Source organism: Kitasatospora sp. NPDC004669 (assembly GCF_040609455.1).
Lineage (GTDB): Bacteria > Actinomycetota > Actinomycetes > Streptomycetales > Streptomycetaceae > Kitasatospora.
In genome coordinates this window covers 22,570-43,877 of sequence record NZ_JBEXKB010000021.1, presented here as the reverse complement: position 1 = coordinate 43,877, position 21,308 = coordinate 22,570, and the positions used below count along the sequence as shown (strand labels likewise).

Here is a 21,308-nt window from a genome sequence, read left to right as displayed (position 1 = left end):
TCATCCCCCCAGATTGAGAGTGCCCAGATTGAGAGTGACTTTGGTGGCGGCGAACGCCTCGGCGTAGCGCGCGTGGCTTTCGATGCCGCGGATCCGCGCCAGCCCGAGGAAGGCCTCCCGGTCGTACCAGGGCCGGTGCCGTTGCGAGGGGTAGTGCTCCTGCAACAGCCGCACCTTCTGTTCGGCGATCTCCGGAGACAGCGGCTGGTACGCCACCGGGCGGCCCAGGTCGGCGTCCCACTTGACGATCTCGTAGCCGAGCACGAGGTGGTCGCGGAACGCGGTGGTCAGCAGCGTCGCCAGGCCGCGGTGGTCCTGGTGCGCGTCCTCGGTCCGCGGGCCGAGGACCAGGTCGGGCTCGGTCTGCCCGCGCAGTTCCTCGACCGCGGCCTTGGCCTCGTCCCAGTGCGCGGGCAGCCGCCCGTCCGGCAGCTTGAGGACGGTCAGGCGCAGGTCGGCGCCCGGGCAGAAGGCGGCGAGCGCGGCCCGCTCCTCCTGCTCCCGCTCGCCGCCACCGCCGGAGAGCACCAGCGCGTCGACCCGCAGACCCGGCCGCGCGAGGCACATCGTCAGCAGCGTGCCGCCGGCGCCGATGGCGATGTCGTCGCAGTGCGCCCCCACCGCGACGATCCGGTCCAGGCGCCCGGCCCCGAGCCGGATCACGCGGTCCTCGCCCCGGCGCCGCCCCCGCCGCCGGTCGCGCTCGCCCCCGCGCCGTCCCGTTCCCACACGGCCCACGGGCGGTCGCCCCGGGCGTAGGCGGCGTCGAGCGCGGCCCGCTCCTTCACGGTGTCGGTCGGCTTCCAGAAGCCGCGGTGCTGGTGCGCCACCAGCCGTCCGCGCTTGGCCAGTTGGGAACATCCGTCGGCGACCAGGTCTCCGTTCTCCGGGATGTGGTCGAAGACCTCCTGGCGGAGCACGAAGTAGCCGCCGTTCTCCCACAGCGGCAGTTCGCTCACCGCGGTGATGCCCCCCACCAGGCCGTCTTCGCCCAGGTCCACGCAGTGGAACGAGGACTGCGGCGGCACCACCATCATCGACGCACCGGCGTCGCGCCGGGCGAACCGGTCGATCATCTCCGGCAGCGGGGCGTCGGTGAGCACGTCGGCGTAGTTGGCGAGGAACATCTCGTCGCCGTCCAGGTGGTGCCGCACCCGGCGCAGCCGCTCGCCGATCGGCGAATCGATGCCGGTCTGCGCGAACGTGATCGTCCAGGAGGAGATGTCGGTGGACAACAGCTCGGTCCGCCCGCCCCGCAGCACGAAGTCGTTGGACGTCGTCTCCTCGTAGTTGAGGAAGAAGTTCTTGATGTGGTGGGCCCCGTACCCGAGGCACAGGATGAACTCCGTGTGCCCGAAGTACGCGTAGTAGCGCATGACGTGCCAGATCAGCGGCCGCGGGCCGACCATCGCCATCGGCTTGGGCATGTCGTCGGAGGCTCCGCTGCGCATCCGCAGCCCGTAACCGCCGCAGAACAGGACAACCTTCACGGCTTCACCTCGACGATGCTCAGTTCCGGGATGGGGAAGACCAGTCGGCCGCCCCACTCGTGCACGAAGGACAGCTGCTCGACCAGCTCGGCCCGCAGGTTCCACGGGAGGACGAGGACGTAGTCCGGCCGGTCGGTGCCGATCCGCTCGGGCGGCAGGATCGGGATGCGGGTACCCGGGGTGAACCTGCCGTGCTTGTAGGGGTTCCGGTCGACCGTGTACGGGAGCAGGTCGGGCCGGATGCCGCAGTGGTTGAGCAGGGTGTTGCCCTTGCCCGGGGCGCCGTAGCCGACGACCGTCTCGCCGCGCTCGGCCGCGTCGATGAGGAACCGCAGGAGGTCCCGGCGCACCTTGGCCACCCGGGCGGAGAACTCGGTGTACCCGGACAGCTCCTGGAGCCCGGCGGCCTTCTCCCGGTCCAGCACGTCGGCCACCCGCTGGGTCGGCTCGCCGGCCACCTCGGTCGGCCGGGCCCACAGCCGGATGGAACCTCCGTGCGTGGGCAGCAGCTCGACGTCCACGAGCGCGAGTCCGCCGCTCGCCAGCGCCCGGATCGCGGACGCGACCGTGTAGTACTGGAAGTGCTCGTGGTAGATCGTGTCGTACTGGTTCTCCTCGATCAGGGTCAGCAGGTGCTGCACCTCGATGGAGACCCAGCCGTCGTCGGACACCAGGGCGCGCAGCCCCCGGGTGAACCCGACCACGTCGGGGATGTGCGCGTACACGTTGTTGGCCACGACCAGGTCCGCCGGGCCGTGCTCGGCGCGGACGGCCGAGCCGGCGGCCGGGTCCAGGAACGCCGTGAGCGTGGGCACACCCGCGTCCCGCGCCGCGGCGCCGACGTTCACCGACGGTTCGATGCCGAGGCAGCGGATCCCCCGGTCCACCACGTGCCTGAGCAGGTAGCCGTCGTTGCTCGCGACCTCGACCACGAAGTCGTCGGGGCCGAGACCGAGCCGCTGTACGGCATCGGCGACGAACGTGCGCGCGTGCTCCACCCAGGAGGTCGAGTAGGAGGAGAAGTACGCGTACTGCGTGAACGTGTCCTCCGGCGTGATCAGCGGAGGGATCTGCGCGAGCCAGCAGTCGGTGCAGACCCGCAGGTGCAGCGGGTACGCCGGTTCCGGCTGGTCCAGTTGGTCCGCGGCGAGAAAGCTCTCACACGGCGGGGTCGCCCCCAGATCGACGACGCTCCCCATCGCCGCCGAGCCGCAGAGTCGGCATCGTGTCATCTGTTACCCCCATTCCTGCTCGCGCGGGTGCCCCGCCGCGAGCCAGCGTTTCCGTTCCCTACCGGCGACGCGCTGTCCGCGCCGCCGGACCGCACCGCGATCGCGGTGCGGTACCCCTCCACCAGGCGCTCCAGCCCGACGGCCGGGCTGAACCCCTGCTCGTAACGGCGCCGGGCCGCCCGGCCCATCTCCTGGTTGCGGTCCGGCTCGGCCGTGATCCGGCGTATGCAGGACGCGAGCGAGGCCGCCTCGCCCGGCTGGTGCAGCAGCCCGGTCACGCCGTCCTCGACGAGTTCGACGAAGGCGCCGTGACCGGCGGCGACGGTCGGTACCCCCGCCGCCATCGCTTCCACGACCACCAGGCCGAACGCCTCCAGCCACGTCGAGGGAGCCACCACGGCGACCGACCGTGCGACGGCCTGTCGGCACTGGTCCGGGTCGTACAGGCCGACGTACCGCACGTCGTCCCGGCCCGCCGCCCAGGCGGTCACCTCTCGCTCCAGTGGCCCCGCGCCGGCGACCACGAGCGGCACGCCCACACCGCCGTCCGCGGCGATCCCGTCCCACGCGGCCATGAGCAGCCGCACGCCCTTGGCCTCCGCGAGTCGGCCGAGATAGAGCAGATGCTCGCCGGCGCCCGTTCGGCAGGCGCCCGGGTCCGGCACGAAGTTGTGCTTCACCGCCAGCCGCTCGGGTGGCATGCCGGCCCGCGCCAGGACGTCGCGCTGCGCCGCGGAGATGCAGAAGAACCGCTCCACGCCGGACCACCACCGCCGCCGGTTGATCGACAGGCTGACCGCGAGCGGCACCGTCGCCAGCCGGGAGTTCCGGTAGCAGCCGTGCCGGACGGCGGGCAGCGGTGACGCCCCGACGCACTCGGTGCACGGCCGGCCGTCCCGCTGCAGCGTGCCCGGCGGGCAGATCTGGGTGTAGTTGTGCAGCGTGGCGACGGCGGGCACGCCGGCGTCCGCGCAGGCGGACAGCACCGCGGGCGACAGGAGGGGAAAGACGTTGTGGACGTGCACCACGTCCGGCCGCTCGGTGCGAAGCCGGGCGGCGAGCTCCGCGCGGACCGCCGGGTTCCACGGCACCGTCAGCGGCACCGCGACCTTGCCCAGCAGGGACCGGGCGGCGATGTCGTCGCTGCGCCGCTCGAACACCTCGACCCGGTGGCCGGCCTCGCGCAGCAGCCCCACCTCCTGGTCGACGACCTTGTTCTCCCCGCTCGGCTGCGCCGAGGCGTAGCGGTTGTGCACCACGAGGATGCGCATGCTCACGTTCCCTCCGATCTCTGGGCCCGTTGCGGTAGGGCCTGTCCGGCGGATGTTGTCGGGCCCGGCAAGATCCGCCGGACAGGCCCTGAGCGTCGTCGAGGGGCTTCGGGCGTCGGGAGGGGAGCGGCCGCGGCAGGCGCCGCCAGCAGCGAGGCCGCCACGGTCAGGTGCAGCAGGTACGGCGAGGCGTCGCCCAGCCCGGCCTCGGTGTACGACGCGATCGCGCAGTAGCCGATCAGGAAGATCGCGCAGGCCCTCGACAGCGACGGCGGCCGCAGCAACGCGACGCCGCCCAGCACGATGAAGATCGCCGCCACGACGGCGACGCCGGTCAGACCCTGTTCGCTGTAGACGGCCAGCCAGCTGTTGTCGATCGGCAGCCCGCCGAACGACTTGTCGCCCAGGCCCATGCCGAACAGCTGCTCCGTGGTCGTCCGGGGCGCTGCCAGCAGGGCGTCCCAGACCTTGGCCCGACCGGTGAGGTTGGAGAAGTTCTCCTGGCTCTGTCCGCGCAGGAACCACGCCTGGAGCAGCGAACTCAAGCCCACCGCGGCCACGGTGGCGCACACCACCGCCCAGGCGAAGAACCGTCGGGCGGCGGCGCTGGTCAGGATGAGCGAGCCGATCGCCAACGCCAGGCCGATGATCAGGCCGAGCGTGGCCGTCCGGGTGTGGGTCAACGCGAGCAGGACGAGTGACGGCACGATGACCGCCGCCGCGCCGGCCCCGGTGGTCCGGCGGTCCAGGAGGAGCAGCACGGTGAGCCCGACGATCACCGCGGCGTACTGTCCGATCTGCGGCGGGGTGAGCGGCCACAACGCACCGACCAGCCGCCCGCCGTAGAGCTCGGGCATGGCCGCGCCCGGTGAGACGACCAGGCCGGCGGCCACCGTCGCGAGCACCGCGAAGTACATCCGGATGTGGTACCGGACGAACGTCTGGCTGCCGTCCCACCAGCGGCTGAGCAGCCACAGCGTGCTGACGAAGAGGGCCAGCCGGAAGCATCGGAACAGCGCTCCGAACCCGGACTCCAGGTGTGCGCTGGAGATCACGCTCAGCACCAGCATCAGGGTGAGCAGGAAAAGGAAGGCGCTGGCTCGGATGCGCAGCCGGAGATTGAGGGCGAGTGCCAGCGCGAACGCGGAGACCAGCGCGCCCATGGTGGCCATCTGGATGAGGGAGCGGGGCAGCGGGATGATGGTCTGCGCCCCGGCGGAGCCGAGCGTGTTGAGGATCAGCAGCCCCCAGACCAGCTCGACGGTCTTCGGTGTGCCGGCCGGGCGCGGTCCGGCGCCGGGCCGCGTGCCCGCGGTCACCTCCGACTCGGTCGGCGGCTCCGCCGCCCCATCCGGTCCGCCCGGCAGCCTGTCGTACGTCAGGTCCCGGCTCATCTCAACCACCGGCCCGTGGTTGGAAGGTGCTGCCCGGGTCCTGCTGGTACGGCGCGCCCCGCCACTGCCCGAAGTCGAGCATCCGGCTCGGGTCGTGGGCGACGAAGCTCCATGGTCCGAGGTAGGCGTTGTCGTGCCAGTGGTTCTGCTGCTTGCCGGTGATCGCCTCGGCCACCGGTTCGCCCTTGTACGGCGACCAGTCCGGATAGGTGCCGTAGTTGGCCAGCACCGCCATCAGGCCGCACTTCACCGTGCATCCGACGACGGACGGGTCCAGCACGAAGCGGTTGTCGTGGATGTCCACCCGTTGGGTCTTCCACCGGCAGTCGGCGTAGAGCGGTGGGGTGGCGATCGTCGGCTGTGCGCAGCGGCCGGTGTTCTTCACCAGCAGGGTGCAGTCACCCGACGAGGTGTTGGCCGGGCTGTTGCAGAACCGGTCGGCGTTCTCCCACAGGGTGATCCCGGACCAGTTGTCCTCCAACACGTTCCGGTCGATCTCGATCTTGTCCGTGCGGGCCGGGATCCGTGGTTCGCCGCCGGACTCGGACAGGTAGATGGTCGGATAAGGGAAGTTGTCGCCGCGGTCGGCGGATTTGCGGCCCTCGACCCAGTTGTTCCGCCGGATCGCATTGTTCCGGATGACCGCGTTGTAGCTGGTCTCGTAGATCAGCGCGGCACCGTCGTTGGCCTCCAGCACGTTGTCCTCGATGCGGAAGTCGTTGTTGTTGGTGTCCGCCCACAACCCGGATCCGCGGTTGTCGTGCACCCAGTTGCCGCGTACGTCGGCGCCGTTGACGGCCCAGAACTTGACGCCTCCGGTGCAGCCGCAGCCCGGCTGCTTCTGCTCCCACTGATCGGTGTCGTTGGCCGTGATCTCGTTGCCCTCGACCACCAGATCACTGATCGGGGCGCCGGCCTTGTAGGCGTTCATGCCGTACTGTCCGTTGCCGCGCAGGCAGTTGGCGCGGACCCGCTGGTGGACGCCGGCCATCAGCCCGGCGCCGGAGTTGTTCTGGATCGTCGCGTGCTCGATCACCCACCCGTCGGCCGAGTCATGGTTGACCACGCCCTCGTTCTGCGGCGCGACGAAACCCTGCACGGTCAGGTAGCGGATGGTGACGTTGCCGGCGGTACCGCCGAACGCGTACTCGTTGGTCTTCCCCCCGTCGAGCACCGCGCCCGGCGCGCCGAGGTAGCTGTCCCCCTCCTTGGGGATGATCTGGGCGTACCGGTCCGATTCGAGCCTGTGCGTCCCCGGTTGGAGCCAGAAGGTGGTGTTCGGGGGGCTGCTCTTGGTCTTCGCCGCCAGGTCACCGACCACCGCCGGGTCGACCGTCACCGCGCCCGCCGGCGCGTTCGCCGGCCCGGCCTCGGGGGTGGCGCACACCCGGGCCGCGGCCACGGCCCCGGATGGCGTGGCGGTCGGCTCCGGCCGGGCGTCCGAACCGCTCGTGCAGCCGGTCGCCAGCAGCAGGACCGACGCCAGCGCCCCCCAGTGCCGCTTCTTGATCCCCACCCGCCCCCCTAGCCCCGGAACCCGAGCACGGTGGTGAACCCCTGTGCGCCGTCGGCGAAGCCCGTGCCGACCAGCGTGGTGGCGGGTTCCTTGCGTCCGAAGCCGGCGGAGTACCAGCCCAGCGGCGGGTCGGTCTCGCCGCGGTGTGCCCGCCAGGTCAGCTGACCGGGCAGGTCGAGCACCGCGGAGCGGTCCTCGCCGTCCCGGGTCCAGGTCAGTACGGCCCGGTTCCCCGTCAGGTTCGCGGTGATCGCCGGGCCGAGGTGGAAGGCCAGCCGGACGTCGCCGCCCTGGCCGATCACCTCGTCGGTGATCCGCAACTCCCGGCTGGAGCGGTTGAGTTCCACCCGGCGGCGGTGCACCGAGGGCTGGTAGCCGTCGTGCTCGGCGCACCAGCGGGCCACGGCCGGGTCGGAGGTGTCCGCGACCAGCACCTTCGTCCGGGCGTGCCTGGTCCACAGGAACGGGCCGCCGGAGACGGACTGGTCCCGGCCGCCCAGCTCCATGGTGGTGTGGCCCAGGGTCGAGCGGAAGTAGCGCCGCCACTCGGGCTGCCCGTGGTAGCAGAACGTCCCCGGGTCCGCGAGCACCTCGACGCCGTCGTGGCGGACCTCCACGGACAGGGCGTCGGCGTGGCCGTGCGCGGCGATGGACAGGAACCCGTGCGGGCCGCCGTCGCAGCGGCACCAGATCTCCTCGCCGCCGCGCAGGACGGTCATCCCGGCGTCGGGGAAGTGCACCGGCCGGCTCGCCGGGCGGGTCACCGAACCGTCGTTTCCGTACGGGCGGATCAGCGCGGCCAGCAGCGGGGTGCGCGCGTCGGCGGCGGTCACCTCCGGCCACCAGGGCAGGCGGCCGAACACGGCGCCGCCGGTGGCCAGCAGCGAGGCCCAGCGGTCGGTGCCCGCGCCGTCCACGACCAGGCCGTGCCCGTCGTCCGCGTCCCCCTGGCGCGGGGGGCGCAGCCGGTTGTCCACCACGGCCGCGAGCGCGTCGGTCATCCGCAGCAGTACCAGCCGGATCGTCGCGGGGACCGGCACGGCGGCGGCGTCCGCCTCGGCCACCGCGGCCAGGCCGAGCTCCAGGACGAGCCCGTGGTACTCGGTGGCCAGCTCCCGGTTGAGGCCGGAGAGGAAGGTGTTGGCGCGCAGGTGCCGGTCCAGCGAGCGCAGCGCGTCCGAGCGCCACCGCTGCGAGGAGGGGAACCAGTCGAACGCGCAGGCCGCGGCGAACTGCCCGGCCGCCTCGGCGATGACGTGGTTGTTCGCCGAGGAGCCCCGGCTGGGGAACGCGGCCAGCCAGCGCTGGTGGTGCCAGATCTGGTGCAGCGCCGTCGGGTTGTCCTCGAACAGGGCGGCCGCGCCCGACCAGCCGTCCAGCAGCCGGCGCACCCACACCCAGGACAGCAGCCGGATGCCCAGCTCGATGCCGCTGACCCAGTGCACGCCCTCCAGCGGCGGGTTGGCCTGCCACCAGGAGCGCAGGTGAGCGGCCGCGCGCTCGGCGTAGCGCTCGTTGCCGGTGATCGCGTAGGCGGCGGCGAGCACCGTCAGGTACTGGTGCCGGGAGGGCTCCCAGATCTGCTTGATGTCGCCAACCGTGTCCTCGTCCCGGTACGGCACGTCGAAGGCGTAGCCGCCCGGCGCCCAGCGCCCGGTCTTCGGGTCGAGCCACCAGTCCGGGGCCGCCATGTCCTCGCGCTCCACGCCGAAGAACTCGGCGTGGCCGTCCATCAGCCGGTCCGCCTGGGCGACCAGCCGCTTGGCGGCGTCCGCGAGCACCGCGTCGATCGCCCCGGCGGGCAGGACGGCGGTGAACCGGGCGCCGGTCACGGCCGGGCCCGGCGGCGTCAGCGATCGCCACCGCCGCCGGCGCAGCGTGTCGCCCACCCGGCCTGCGACCTCCTGCGGCCCCATCGCCGACAGGCGCCGCAGGTACCAGCCCGCGCTCATGGTCACAGCGACCTCGCCAGGGTCACTGGTGCGCCGCCGGCCAGGCTCGCCTGCACAGCCAGGGTGGCCGCCGTCGTGGCGACCAGCGACTCCAGCGGCACCGGCATCGGCCCGCCGGTGCGCACGGCCTTGATGAACGAGGCCAGCTCGTTGGACTGGCCCTTGTCCCGGGCCTTGGGCAGCCGGGAGCTGACCCAGCGCTTGCGGCCGTACACCGAGGCGCGGACGAAGTCGTCGAGCTTGAGCACCTTGCCGTCCGCGAGGAGGTCCAGCGTCTCCTTGGGGAAGGCGGGCGCGCCGGAGGTGACGTAGCTGATGGTGGCGGTGGAGCCGTCCGGGTAGCGCAGGACGACCTGGAGGTCCTCGTTGCCGGACGGGGCGACGGCGTACACCGCGACCGGGTCGGCGCCCAGCAGCCAGCTCGCCGTGTCGATGAAGTGCCCGCCCTCGCCCTCGAACCGCGAGCCCTCGGTGCCCTGCTGGAGGTACCAGCTGCCGTGCTGGAGGCGGCCCGCGTTGACCAGGTAGCGCAGGCTCGCCGGTCCGGTCCGGGCGCCCAGGCGGTTCTTGGCCTCGCGCAGCAGCGGCGCGAACCGGCGGTTGAAGCCCACCTGCAGCCGGTCGTTGCCGGACTCCTCCACCGCCGCGAGCACGCCGGCCAGTTCGTCCTCGGTGAGGGCCAGGGGCTTCTCCACGAACACCGTCTTGCCGGCGAGCAGCGCCTTCCGGGTCAGGTCGGCGTGCGAGCTGTGCCGGGTGACCACGAACACGGCGTCGATGGACTCGTCCCCGAGCACCGCGTCGAGATCGGTGGTCGCCTGGGCGAAGCCGAACTTGCGCTGCGCGTTGGCCGCGGACAGCGCCGTGGTGGTGACGACCGTGGACAGCGCGACGCCCTCGCGCTGGGCCAGGTGCGGCAGCAGCATCGACGTCGCGTAGTTGCCCGCGCCGACGAACGCGAGGCGCACCGGGGACTTGGAACTACGGGCCGGGGCGGCCTGCGCGGCGGGGCGCCGCACCGCGGGCACCTCCAGCTTCGGGGCCGGCGCCTCCACCTCCGCCGAGGGGTAGCGGAACAGCGCGGTGACGGCCTTCAACTCGCCGTCCTTCAGGCGCCGGTACGTCTCCACGGCGTCCTCGAAGTCGGCGACGTGGGAGACCAGCGGGCCGACGTCCACACGGCCGCGGGCCATCAGGTCGAGGAAGCACGCCAGATTGCGGCGCTCCGTCCAGCGCACGTAGCCGATCGGGTAGTCCCGCCCCTCCAGCTCGTACTCCGGGTCGTAGCGCCCGGGGCCGTACGAGCGGGAGAACCGGACGTCGAGCTCCTTCTCGTAGTACGCGTTCCACGGCAGGTCCAGGCGACACTTGCCGATGTCGACGACCCGGCCGCGGTCCCGGCTCAAGTGGGCGGCCAGCTCCACGGGCTGGTTGCTGCCGCCGCCGGCGGCCAGGTACACCTGGTCCACCCCGTGACCGCCGGTCAGCTCGGCGACGGCGGTCTCCACGGCCGCGGACGCGGGATCGCCGCAGGCCACGGCGCCCAGGCGCTCGGCGAGTTCGCAGCGCACCGGGTCGGGATCGGCCCCGACGACGTGCACCCCCGAGGCGGCGAGGAGCTGCACCACCAGCTGCCCGATCAGCCCGAGGCCGATGACCAGCGCCACCTCGCCGAGTTGCGGCTCGCCCTGGCGGACACCCTGCAAGGCGATCGACCCGACGGTGCCGAAGGCGGCGTGCTGCGGCGCGAGGCCGTCCGGCACCTGGGCGTAGAGGTTCCTGGGCACCCAGTTCAACTCGGCGTGCAGCGCGTGCTCGTTGCCGGCGCAGGCCACGAGGTCGCCGACCTTCACATCGTCGATCCCGGCGCCGACCTGCTCGACCACCCCGCACAGCGAATAGCCCAGCGGCGTGTAGGAGTCCAGCTTGCCCATCACCTTGCGGTAGGTGGCGGGCAGCCCGTTGGTGGCCACGCTCTGCATGACCTTGGCCACCTGGTCCGGACGCGAGCGGGCCTTGCCCACCATCGACATGCCGGCCTCGGACACCTTCATCATCTCGGTCCCGGTGGAGATCAGCGAGAAGGCGCTGCGGACCAGCACCCCGCCCGGCTTGCACCCCGGCACCGGCACGTCGAGCACCGACAGCTCGCCGCTCTTGTAGTTCTGCACAACCTGTTTCACCGGAAGTCCCCTTGCTTCTATGCCGTTCAGTGAGCCCTAAGCCGTCAAGTGAGCGTTGGAGCCGGAGGTCGCGCCGCGGTACCAGTACTCCAGGGTCAGCACGTGCCACAGGTGCTTGGAGAAGTCCCGCTGCCCGGCGGCGTCCTCGGCGACGAGCCGCGCCAGCGCGTCGCGGCGCAGGAACCCGGACTGGACGAGCACGCCGTCGTTGATCACCTCGCGCACCAGCGGGGCCAGATCCCGGCTCATCCAGGCGCGCAGCGGGGCGCTGAACAGGCCCTTGGGCCGGTACACGATCTCCCGGGGCAGGATCGAGGTGGCCGCCTCCTTGAGGACGGCCTTGCCCTGGCGTCCGACGATCTTGCGATCGCCGGGCACGGCGAACGCCGCCTTGACCACCTCGACGTCCACGTAGGGCACCCGCACCTCGGTCGACGCGGCCATGCTCGACCGGTCCGTGTACGCGAGGTTCAGGCCCGGCAGGAACATCCGGGCGTCGCCCAGGCACATCCGGTTGACGAAGTCGTCGAGGTCGTTGTCCTGGTAGACGTCCGCGTGCTCGGTCAGCACGTCCTCGACGGTCCCGGCCAAGTCCGGGTTGATCAGGGCGAGCAGTTCGTCCTGGTCGTACATGGTGTAACTGCGCCGGAACGCGGTCTCCTCCGGCAGATCGGCGAAGGAGAGGAACCGCTTCGCGAACCGCACCGACCGGAACCCCCGGCGGGCCGTGGCGACCGGCAGCCGGTCCACGGTCGCGGACAGGCCACGCCGTAGGGGCCGCGGGACGCGCTGGTAGCGCAGCGCGAGCTGGTTGGCCAGGTGCTTGCGGTAACCGGCGAACAACTCGTCGGCACCCATCCCCGAGAGCATCACCTTGACCCCGGCCTCCCTGGCGGCCGAGCAGATCAGGAAGGTGTTGATCGCGGCGGGGTCGCCGATCGGCTCGTCCAGGTGGTACGTCATCTGCGGCAGCAGGTCGAGCACGTCCGGAGCGATCTCGATCTCATGCAGGTCGACGCCGAACCGCTCGGCCACCTGCCGGGCGTAACGAAGGTCGTCCGGCATCGCCTCGAACCTGGCGTCCTCGGCGCGGAACCCGATCGTGTAGGCGGAGATCCCGGGTTGGTCGCGGGCCGCCAACGCGGTCAGGTAGCTGGAGTCCAGCCCGCCGGAGAGGAAGGTCGCCACGGGTACGTCGGAGAGCAGGTGGCGTCGGGTCGACTCCTCGACGATGGCGGCGACATCCGGCCGCTCGCCGCTCCGGGCCCGCTCCCGGCCCTCGGCCGCGACGTCCCGCAGGTGCCAGAACCGGCCGCGCTCCACCCGGCCGTCGGGCCGGCACCGGAGCCAGCTCCCCGGCGGCAGCTTCTCCGCCTCGCGGAACGCGCACCGTGAGTCCGGCACCCAGTAGTACAGCAGTGAGGCCACCAGCGCCGCGTGGTCCACCTCCAGCGACCCGCCGGTGGCGGCGGCCAGCGCCTTGAGCTCGGAGGCGAACACCAGGCCCTCACCGCGCCGGACCAGGAACAGCGGCTTGATGCCGAGTTGGTCGCGGGCGAGCACCAGCTCACCGGTTCGCTCGTCGAAGATCCCGAACGCGAACATGCCGCGCAGCCGGGGCAGGCAGTCCGTGCCCCAGCGCCGCCAGGCCTCCAGCAGCACCTCGGTGTCGGAGGTGCCGCGGAAGCGCACCCCGGCGGCCGCCAGTTCGGCACGCAGCTCGGGCGCGTTGTACAGCTCGCCGTTGTACGTCAGCACGAGGCCGTCCGAGACCATCGGCTGGGCGCCGGTCTCGGACAGGTCGACGATGGCCAGCCGGCGGTGCCCCAGGTGCACGTCGCCGTCACCGACGGGGTGGCTGTAGCGGCCCGCCCCGTCCGGACCGCGGTGGGCGAGGGTGTCGGTGAGCAGGTCGGTCACGGCCTTCCCGTCCGGCCATCGGTACGTGCCTGCGATGCCACACATGTCCTACCTCGCCTCCTGATCGCTGTCCGGGACCCGTGCGGTCCACATCGGTCGTCGCTCCGTCCGCCGCCGGCCCGTCCGGTTCCGCCGGGCCGGCCTCTCGTTCCGGCCGCGCAGCGCGGTGTGCGGCCCGTCCCACAGCGTGCCGTCGGTCCGGTCACGCGGATCGGGGTCGATCAGCACCACACCGATCACGGGGATGCCCTGGTCGGCGAGCTGGCGTGCCACGGTGTGCAGCCAGGCGGCGCTGCCGTGCCCGGCCCGGACGACGAGCACCGTCCGGGTGCCGAGGTACTGGAGGTCGGTCCACGCCGTGCCGGGTGACACCGACCCGACGCCGAGCCGGCGCTCCTGGGGCGACGCGGCGCCGGTGCGCTCGCCGACGACGACGGTCGGATCCCCCGGCCGGGCGCGGCGCTTGGCGAGCTGCGGGCCGGGCAGGCCGTCGACGACGACCACCGGCCCCTCGTCCTCCGCCGCCAGCGCACCGGCGAGGTCCAGGGCGATCGCGCTCGTGCTGCGCGCACAGCCCAGTTCGAGCAGCGACACCGCTTCCGCGGAGCCGCGCACGCTGCGGGCCAGGGTCGTGGTGAGCCGGGTCCGGGCCGCCCGGGTCCGCCGGCGCTGCCATCGGCCGGCCGACCTGCGGGGCACGCTGCGCAGTTCCGCGATGACCGAGGCGCCGAGGTCCGCCGCGATCTCCCGGCGCAGCACCGGGCGGTCCGCCACCACCGCGCCGACCGCGGCGACCGCGAGCCCGAGGACGAGCCCGAGGACGAGCCCGATCGCCGCGTTGGTGGCGGCGGTCTTGGGCAGCGACTGCCGCACGGCCCGGGGCGCGTCCACGATCTGCGTGCCGGCGACGAGCCGGGGCATGCCGACGCCCGCCTCGGCGGCACGCTGGCTGAAGTCCGTGATCCTCGCTTTGAGTTCGGCCCGGCTGGCGTCGAGCGACTCCCGGTTCGCCGCCGTCTTCGGGTCGCTCTGCTGCGAGGCGTCCCCGATCGCCTTGTTGACCTGGGCGAGTTCCTCGCGCAGCCGGTCGCGCTGGTCGAGCAGGGCCTTGGCCTCGGCGTCCGCGGCCTCCTTGATCCGCCGCACGTGGTCCGCGACGAAGGCGTCGGCCAGCGCCTTGGCCCGGGCCACCGCCTCCGCGTCGCTGTGGCCCGTCACGTTGATCTGCAGCAGGTTGTTGGTCAGGCCGGTGCCCCCGTAGTCCCGCATGAAGTCCTCGGGCTTCTCCGAGGACCCGAGGGACTGCAGGGCCTTGCCGGCGATCCCCGTGGTCTGCAGCAGAGCGGCGTCGGTGCGGATCAGCGTTCCGGGGTCGTTCGGCTGGTCCGCCTGATGGGCGACCAGCACCTTGACCGTCGCACTCGGCGCGGGCGGCCGCAGGACGGCCAGCGCCGCGCCTGCGAGCAACCCGAGCAGCGCCATCGCACACCAGAGGCGGCGGCGCCTGCGCACCGCGACCACCAGCGACTGCAGGTCCAGCAACGGAACGGGGGCCGCCGGCTCCGGCGTCGTACTCGTCGTCACTCCGGACCTCTCCTCGCGTCGTCGCCGACCGCGAGCACCGGCGTGGCGCCCTCCGGCTGACGGTCGGCGGAGCGCGTCGGATGGTCCAGGACCGTCTCGGCGACGACGACACCGACGACCTCGTGCCCGGCGTCCGCACACGCCCCGGCGATGCCTGCGAGCTCCCCGGCGGTCCAGTCGCCCGCGCTGAGCACGACCAGGGCACCGGACTCGTCGTCGCGGTCCGGCACCAGCGGCTGGGACACCGACACGTCCACCGCCCGCAGCACGGGATCGCCCGCTGCCTCGGCGACGAGCTGCCCGGCGGCCCGGCGGGCCGTCTCGTCGCCCTCCGGGACGACGACCAGCAGCCGCCGGGGGTCCGGCAGCTGGTCCCGCAGGCGGGCACACACCCGCCGGTAGCGGATCTGCCGGCCGGCCTCGTCGCCGCAGGCGCGCGGGGCCGGCAGGTCCCACCGGACGTCCGTGCCCAGCAGCCGGCGGACCAGGGCCCGCGGGCCACGGCCCCCGGGCCGGTGCGCGGACCGGTCACCGGGGACGTCGACGGTGCCGAGGAACGCCGAGCCCAGCGCCGCGGCGATCTCCGGTTCTGTGCGCAGCCGGCGGCTCGTCCGGGCGGCGGTGAGGTGGCCGACGACCGCGAGCAGGAAGAACAGCAGCGCCCCGGCGGCGATGAGCTGGATCCTCGTCGGCGGTGCCTCGCCGGACGGCCGGGGCGCCGACCCCATGACGACCATGTTGGCCTTGTTGGCGGCCGGGTCGACCTGGTCCAGCTTCTTGATGGCGTCCTGCAGCGTGGTGCGCAGCTGCGCCAGCTCGGTGCGGGTCTCCACGCTCTCCACGCTCTGCCCCGGACCGGCCGCGGCGGCGAGGTCGCTGATGCGGCGGCCGGCCTGGAGCACCAGCTGGCGCAGCGCCTCGGGCTGCGCCGCCTCGGGGTCGGTGCTGTCGCCCGCGACGTGCGAGGCGAACGCGACGAACTGCTGGGCCACCTGATCGGCGAGTTGCTGGGCGTGCTCCGGGGTGTCGGCCGTGCCGGAGATCTTGATGATGTTCCCGTCGGCGGCGCTGGCACTCACCCGGTCCTGCAGCTTGCTGCCGCTGTCCCCGGGCCAGCCCAGCGTGGCGGCCGCGCGGTCGACCACCACCGAACTGGTCGCGATCTCCGCCTGGGTCAGCAGCTCGCGGTCCTGCCACACCCCCGGCAGCAGGACCGATGCCGACGTCGTGTAACTCGGCGGAATCAGCAAGGAGGTGCCGTAACCGACGAGCGCACCCACCACGGCGAGGACGGCGAGAAGCCGCCAGCGCCGACGGAGGATCCGACCGATCGCGACCAGGCGTATCGTTTCGTCGCTCAACGGCGAGGCCTTCTCCCTGCCCGGAACGGGCCGCGCGCCGACCCCGCGGGCCGGTCACGGCAGGCGGCGGCGTAGGCGTCGAGCAGCGATCGCTGGGAGTTCCGCCAGGAGAGCGGCCCGCTGATCCGCTCCTGGCCGAGCTTGCCCATCCAGGCCCGCTTCTCCGGATCGTCCATCAGCAGCGCGATGAGCCTGGCGAACTCGGCCTCGTCGTTGGCGGGCGCGTAGACGGCCGCGTCACCGGCGGAGACCCGCGCCTCCCGGAGGTCGAACGAGACGATCGGCCGGCCCATCACCATGTACTCCAGGACCTTGTTCATGGTCGACACGTCGTTGAGCGGATTGCGCGGGTCCGGGGAGAGGCACACGTCCGCGGTGGACAGGTAGCGCACCAGGTCGGCGTCCGGAACGCGCCCGGTGAACTGCACCTGCTCCGAGAGCCCGAGCTGCCGGGACAGCTCCTTCATCGCGTCGAAGGTGTCGCCGGCGCCGACGAACACCGCGTGCCAGTCGGTCCGCCCGAGCTCGTCGCGCAGCTTCGCGAGGGCCCGCAAGGCGTAGTCGACGCCGTCCTGCGGGCCCATCACGCCGAGGTAGCACAGCAGATGGGGCTTGCCGCGCTTCAGCTCCGGCTCGGGCGGCACCGGCTGGAACCGATCGGTGTCGGGCGCGCTGCGCACCACGAAGACGTCCTCCGGCCGCCGACCGCCACGGCGCAGCGCGACGTCCCGGTAGCTCTCGTTCGTGGCGAGCACGACGTCCGCGGCCCGGTACGTCCACCGTTCCAGCGCGCACACGGCGCGGTAGAGCAGGTCCTTCCCGCGGTCGAACCGGGAGAGGTACAGCTCGGGCACCAGGTCGTGCTGGTCGAACACGAACCGCGCGCCGCGCCGCTTCATCATCAGGGCCGGCAGGAACAGCAGGTCGGGCGGGTTGCAGGCGTGGACCACGTCGACCGGGCCGACCTTGCGGGCCAGCCGGGCCGTGTGCCACAACGCCGATCCGTACTCCCGCAGGTAGCCGGCCGGCCCTCCGGTGGCCGCCTGCAGCGGGTAGCGGTGGATCCGCACCCCGTCGATCACCGCTTCCGGCTCCGTGTCCCGCTTGCTCCCCCGCGGGCAGATGACGTCCACCGTCCAGCCCGCGTCGCGCAGCGTCGTGCACTCCTGCCACACCCGCCGGTCGAACGGCACCGACAGGTTCTCCACCAGGATCAGCGCGCGACGGGCCCGCCCGTCGCCGCCGACCGTGTCATCAAACGACGTGTCACCAAGCAAGGCCCGTGTACCCCGGTTCGGTCCGGCGCGCCTCGGCGTCGGGAAGGCGGATGAGGTCGACGATCATCGGGCCGTCGCCATGGGGCAACGCCGACAGCACGGCCGGCTCCCTGGTCCCGACCACGCACACCTCGGCGTGGTCGAGCACCTCGTCGACGGATTCCGCGAGCAGCTGCGCGAGGTGCGGCAGCCGGGTCTCGATGTACTCGCGGTTCGCGCCGAGCAGCCGGGAGAGGCTCACGTTGGGGTCGTAGATCCGCAGGTCGTAGCCCTTGCCGAAGAGCCGCTCCGCCAGCTCGACGAGCGGGCTCTCGCGCAGGTCGTCGGTGCCGGGTTTGAAGGACAGGCCGAACAGGCCCACCCGGCGCTTGCCGGTGCGCTCGACCAGCTCCACCGCGCGCTGGAGGTGGTCGGAGTTGGAGGGCAGCACGTGGGAGAGGATGGGCACCGAGACGTCGGCCCGGCGCGCCGCGTGGACCAGGCTGCGCAGGTCCTTGGGCAGGCAGGAGCCGCCGAAGGCGAAGCCGGGCCGCAGGTAGGCGGGGCTGATGTTCAGCTTGCGGTCGGCCAGGAACACGTCCATCACCTGGTGCGAGTCCACCCCGAGCGCCTGGCACACCGCGCCCAGCTCGTTCGCGAAGCCGATCTTGAGGCCGTGGAACGCGTTGTCCGCGTACTTGATCGCCTCGGCCACCGGGACGGGCACCCGGAACACCTCGCCCGGCAGTCCGTCGTACAGCGCCGCGACGACGTCACCGCTCGCCGGGTCGAGCTCGCCGATGACGGTCTTGGGCGGATCGAAGAAGTCCCGCACGCTCGTGCCCTCGCGCAGGAACTCCGGGTTGACCGCGACCCCGACGTCCACCCCGGCCGTGCCGCCGAGGTGCTTCTCCAGGATCGGCACCAGCAGGTCGAGGCAGGTGCCCGGGAGCATGGTGCTGCGGAACACGACGGTGTGCCGCCCGCCCCGCTCGGCCACCGCGGCACCGATCTGCTCGGTGACCCGCTCCAGGTACGTGGTGCACAGGCTGCCGTTGGGCTCCGACGGCGTGCCCACGCAGACCAGCGACACCTCACTGCCCATGATCGCCTCGCGGACGTCGCCGGTGGCGCGCAACGCTCCGGACCGCACGACCTCGGCGATGAGCTCGCCGATCCGCTCCTCGACCACCGGGGCCTTGCCGTCGTTGACCAGGTCGACCTTCACCGGGTTCACGTCCACCCCGATGACCTCGTGACCCAGACTCGCCAGGCACGCGGCCGACACGCAGCCCACGTAGCCGAGCCCTAAGACGCTGATCCTCATGACCCGTTCCTCCCCTCGGGCAGGCCCTTTTGGCCGGCCATCCGCGCGCCGATCGAACGACGCCCCCCACGCATCAGTAGGCCCCCTGCCCCTGAAGCACCGCGCGCAGCGTCTTCCACAAAATCACCGTGTCCAGGGCGAGCGACCAGTCCTCCACGTACCGCAGGTCCAGCCGCACCGCCTCCTCCCACGGCAGGTCGCTGCGTCCGCTGATCTGCCACAGGCCGGTGAGCCCGGGCTTGACGAGCAGCCGCCGCCGGATCTCCGGGCCGTACGCAGCGGACTCCTCCGGCAACGGAGGCCGCGGACCGACGAGCGACATCGAGCCGGTGAGCACGTTGAGAAGCTGCGGGAGCTCGTCGAGCGAGTACCGGCGCAACACTCCTCCCACCCGGGTCACCCGCGGATCCCGGCGGAGCTTGAAGAGCAGGCCGGCGCCCTCGTTGCGGTCGGCCAGCTCGGCACGTGCCCGGTCGGCCCCGGCGACCATGGTGCGAAACTTGATCAGGGTGAACTCGCGGCCGTCCTTGCCGACCCGGTGCTGTCGGTAGAACGCCCCGCCCCGGCTGTCCGCCAGCACGAGCATCCCGACGAACACCATCAGCGGCGCGAACAGGATCAGCAGGACCGCGGCGCCCAACCGATCGACGACCTCTTTGACCGCCCGGCGGCCCCCGGTGAAGGCCGGCATGCTGACCCGCAGCATCGGGATCCCGAGCACCGCATCGACGTGCAGCCGCGGGCCGGCCACCTCCATCAGCACGGGGGCCACGACCATCTCGGCGTCGCCGCCTTCGAGGTTCCAGGCCAGCCGCTGCAGCCGGTCCGGTGTCCAGTACGGGTCCGGTGTGACCGCGACGACACGGTAGCCGTCGCGGCGGACGTGGTTGGCGACGTCCGTCAGTCGGCCGACGACCGGCACTCCGTCCAGCCGGTCACCGCCCGGCCCGAGACTGTACGGCGTGCACACCGCCTCCACCCGCCAGCCGAGGTGCGGGAACTTGCGGGTTCGGGTGATCAGGTCGCGAACGGTGGCCGGGCTCCCGGCAGCGAGCACCGGACGCAGGCACCGTCCTTTGTTCCGCTGTTTGTGCAGCCAGAGGCGCAGCAGATACCGCTCGGTCATGGTGATGAGCGTGATCGCCGGGATCGCGACGAAGATCCAGAGCTTGATGTTGTGCGAGGTGAGGGCGATCCCGCCGAGCGCCAGTACGACGGCCGCCGTGAACAGTGAGCGTCCGAGCCGACGGAATTCCTCGGCGCCCTGGCCGAGCACGGCCGGAGCCCACGACCGGGTCGTCCCAAGCGCTCCCAGCACCAGCAGCTCGGTGCCGAAGGCGAGAATTCCCCATTTCTCGTGCCAGTTGGCCGCGTCCCGAACCCCGAAGAAGCCGCCTATCGCCGCCACCACGAAGGCGGTGGCCACGGTATCGCTGATGATCACAGTACGGCGGTACTGCTGCTCCCAGTCGATCCCGGGCCGGCTGATCTTCCCGTTCATCGGACGCCCCCGCGCCGACAGCGACGGGCTGACTAATTCCCCTTCCCCCTGCTCCACAGCCCCTTCCAGGTCACCAGTGGGTTCGACGTGTTCGCTCCACACGGTTCCTCCCCCCGGGAGGCCCGCAGCCTCCCGCACCTGTTCCTCCCCTTGGGAGGCCCCGCCTCCCGTGCCGCGCTGTTCCTACCTCCGGGAGGCCCTGCCCCCCGTGAATGGCAAACCGGCTACTGCAGCGCTACTTGAACATCCCGCCCAGGCGCAGCGGACTCGCCCGCCCTGCCGGAATCCCGAGGTGCGCGGGAAACCGCCGACGGTTGCTCTCCACACTCAAAGCCCCCACTCGGGCGCCAAGAATTGATCACCCGACGCCCGCCGCGGGGGACACGACCACTGGCTGTCCGCAGCGCCGGACGGTAGATCATTTACGTCACCTCGCGTCCAACCGTGCGAAGCGAAAATCAATCTAGAGCATCGGGGCCACCCAATGAGGGGGATGTGTGAAACACGTGCTCTTGATTTGAAGCCGGATCTACCGAACGATGGCTGCCGACGGGCGCCTTGCCGACGACGACGTGCGGTGTGACCTGTGACGACGGGGGTTCTCCGGGCTGCCGGCACCGGCGATCCCGAGGCGTCCCGCCACTGCCGGCCGGGCCGCGCTCGGGGTGTGGGCGAAGCCACCTGTCCGCCGGCGCCGTGCGGCGAGGGCGTGTGCCGGGCGGCGCGGTACCCGGCAAGATCCGCGAGACCCCGGAGGGCCCGCACTCGACGAGATCAAGTGCGGGCCCGAGTGCAGGCCGTCCTGGGAAGCTACCGCGTCGCCCCCTCGTGCCCGTGGTCGCCCCAGTGCACACAGAGCGCGTAGATCGCCAGGATGTCCAGCACGATGATCAGCACCGACCAGAGCGGGTAGCTGGCCACCACCCACATGTGCGAGAAGGCGTTGAGCGACAGCACGGCCACGCCGGCCCAGCGCGCCAGCTGGCTGCCGGCCAGGATGCCGGCCGCGATCAGGGCCAGCAGGATCCCGAGCACCAGCAGAGTCCAGCCCCAGGCCCGCAGATCGCCCACGACGATGTGGGCGCCGGCGATGAAGACGTGCGACCGGTTGATCGCGGCGACGCCGTTCAGGCCGTTGAAGAGCGCCAGGATGAACACCAGCACACCGGCGAAGGTCACCGTGCCGCTCGGACAGCAGTGGCGCACTGCGGGCTTCTCGCTCGCACCGGTCGGTGAGGAAGCAGGAGACCCCATGGGACACCTCCAGTGCGGTCACACCCGTCCCCCGGTTGATGGGCGACGGGGACTTCCGCTGAGTGGC

The 21,308-nt window shown here is 72.2% G+C and carries 15 protein-coding genes; all 15 read right to left on the bottom strand.

Translation table 11 applies throughout. From position 1 onward, the window contains the following. The 15 genes from ABZW30_RS19390 to ABZW30_RS19320 all read right to left on the bottom strand — a co-directional run bounded on the left by ABZW30_RS19390 (position 1) and on the right by ABZW30_RS19320 (position 21,241). On the bottom strand, positions 1-663 hold the full coding sequence (locus tag ABZW30_RS19390) for a PIG-L family deacetylase (protein ID WP_355672341.1): 663 nt from the start codon (positions 661-663) through the stop codon (positions 1-3). After that, positions 660-1,490 carry a glucose-1-phosphate cytidylyltransferase gene (locus ABZW30_RS19385; RefSeq protein WP_355672340.1) on the bottom strand — a complete coding sequence of 277 codons (831 nt, stop codon included), beginning with the start codon at positions 1,488-1,490 and terminating at the stop codon, positions 660-662. The genes ABZW30_RS19390 and ABZW30_RS19385 overlap by 4 nt, the downstream gene beginning before the upstream one ends. Beyond that, the gene (locus tag ABZW30_RS19380) at positions 1,487-2,722 is read right to left on the bottom strand and encodes a class I SAM-dependent methyltransferase (protein WP_355672339.1); all 1,236 of its coding nucleotides are present in this window, start codon (positions 2,720-2,722) and stop codon (positions 1,487-1,489) included. The genes ABZW30_RS19385 and ABZW30_RS19380 overlap by 4 nt, the downstream gene beginning before the upstream one ends. Next, the gene (locus tag ABZW30_RS19375) at positions 2,719-3,993 is read right to left on the bottom strand and encodes a glycosyltransferase (protein WP_355672338.1); all 1,275 of its coding nucleotides are present in this window, start codon (positions 3,991-3,993) and stop codon (positions 2,719-2,721) included. Before ABZW30_RS19375 ends, ABZW30_RS19380 begins: the two co-directional genes overlap by 4 nt. A gap of 2 nt (positions 3,994-3,995) precedes the next feature. Then, a complete protein-coding gene (locus ABZW30_RS19370; protein ID WP_355672423.1) occupies positions 3,996-5,387 on the bottom strand; it encodes an O-antigen ligase domain-containing protein in 1,392 nt (463 codons plus the stop codon). A gap of 1 nt (position 5,388) precedes the next feature. After that, positions 5,389-6,903, bottom strand: a complete 1,515-nt coding sequence (locus tag ABZW30_RS19365; protein ID WP_355672337.1) for a right-handed parallel beta-helix repeat-containing protein — start codon at positions 6,901-6,903, stop codon at positions 5,389-5,391. An 8-nt stretch (positions 6,904-6,911) separates the two neighbouring features. Continuing rightward, a complete protein-coding gene (locus tag ABZW30_RS19360; RefSeq protein WP_355672336.1) occupies positions 6,912-8,855 on the bottom strand; it encodes an alginate lyase family protein in 1,944 nt (647 codons plus the stop codon). Between the two features lie 2 nt (positions 8,856-8,857). Then, positions 8,858-11,038 carry a bi-domain-containing oxidoreductase gene (locus tag ABZW30_RS19355; RefSeq protein WP_355672335.1) on the bottom strand — a complete coding sequence of 727 codons (2,181 nt, stop codon included), beginning with the start codon at positions 11,036-11,038 and terminating at the stop codon, positions 8,858-8,860. A 36-nt stretch (positions 11,039-11,074) separates the two neighbouring features. Next, positions 11,075-13,003 (bottom strand): asparagine synthase (glutamine-hydrolyzing), encoded by a 1,929-nt coding sequence (gene asnB, locus ABZW30_RS19350; RefSeq protein WP_355672334.1) that lies wholly within the window; start codon positions 13,001-13,003, stop codon positions 11,075-11,077. A gap of 3 nt (positions 13,004-13,006) precedes the next feature. Further along, positions 13,007-14,542, bottom strand: a complete 1,536-nt coding sequence (locus tag ABZW30_RS19345) for a Wzz/FepE/Etk N-terminal domain-containing protein (RefSeq protein ID WP_355672333.1) — start codon at positions 14,540-14,542, stop codon at positions 13,007-13,009. Beyond that, positions 14,539-15,903 carry a Wzz/FepE/Etk N-terminal domain-containing protein gene (locus ABZW30_RS19340; protein ID WP_355672332.1) on the bottom strand — a complete coding sequence of 455 codons (1,365 nt, stop codon included), beginning with the start codon at positions 15,901-15,903 and terminating at the stop codon, positions 14,539-14,541. The genes ABZW30_RS19345 and ABZW30_RS19340 overlap by 4 nt, the downstream gene beginning before the upstream one ends. Continuing rightward, positions 15,900-17,180 carry a glycosyltransferase family 4 protein gene (locus tag ABZW30_RS19335; protein WP_355672331.1) on the bottom strand — a complete coding sequence of 427 codons (1,281 nt, stop codon included), beginning with the start codon at positions 17,178-17,180 and terminating at the stop codon, positions 15,900-15,902. Before ABZW30_RS19335 ends, ABZW30_RS19340 begins: the two co-directional genes overlap by 4 nt. Further along, positions 17,170-18,486 carry a nucleotide sugar dehydrogenase gene (locus ABZW30_RS19330; RefSeq protein ID WP_355672330.1) on the bottom strand — a complete coding sequence of 439 codons (1,317 nt, stop codon included), beginning with the start codon at positions 18,484-18,486 and terminating at the stop codon, positions 17,170-17,172. Before ABZW30_RS19330 ends, ABZW30_RS19335 begins: the two co-directional genes overlap by 11 nt. A 73-nt stretch (positions 18,487-18,559) precedes the next feature. Continuing rightward, complete coding sequence (locus tag ABZW30_RS19325; RefSeq protein ID WP_355672422.1) at positions 18,560-19,987, bottom strand: sugar transferase; 1,428 nt, start codon at positions 19,985-19,987, stop codon at positions 18,560-18,562. A gap of 810 nt (positions 19,988-20,797) precedes the next feature. Further along, positions 20,798-21,241 (bottom strand): hypothetical protein, encoded by a 444-nt coding sequence (locus tag ABZW30_RS19320; protein ID WP_355672329.1) that lies wholly within the window; start codon positions 21,239-21,241, stop codon positions 20,798-20,800. Between the last annotated feature and the right edge of the window lie 67 nt (positions 21,242-21,308).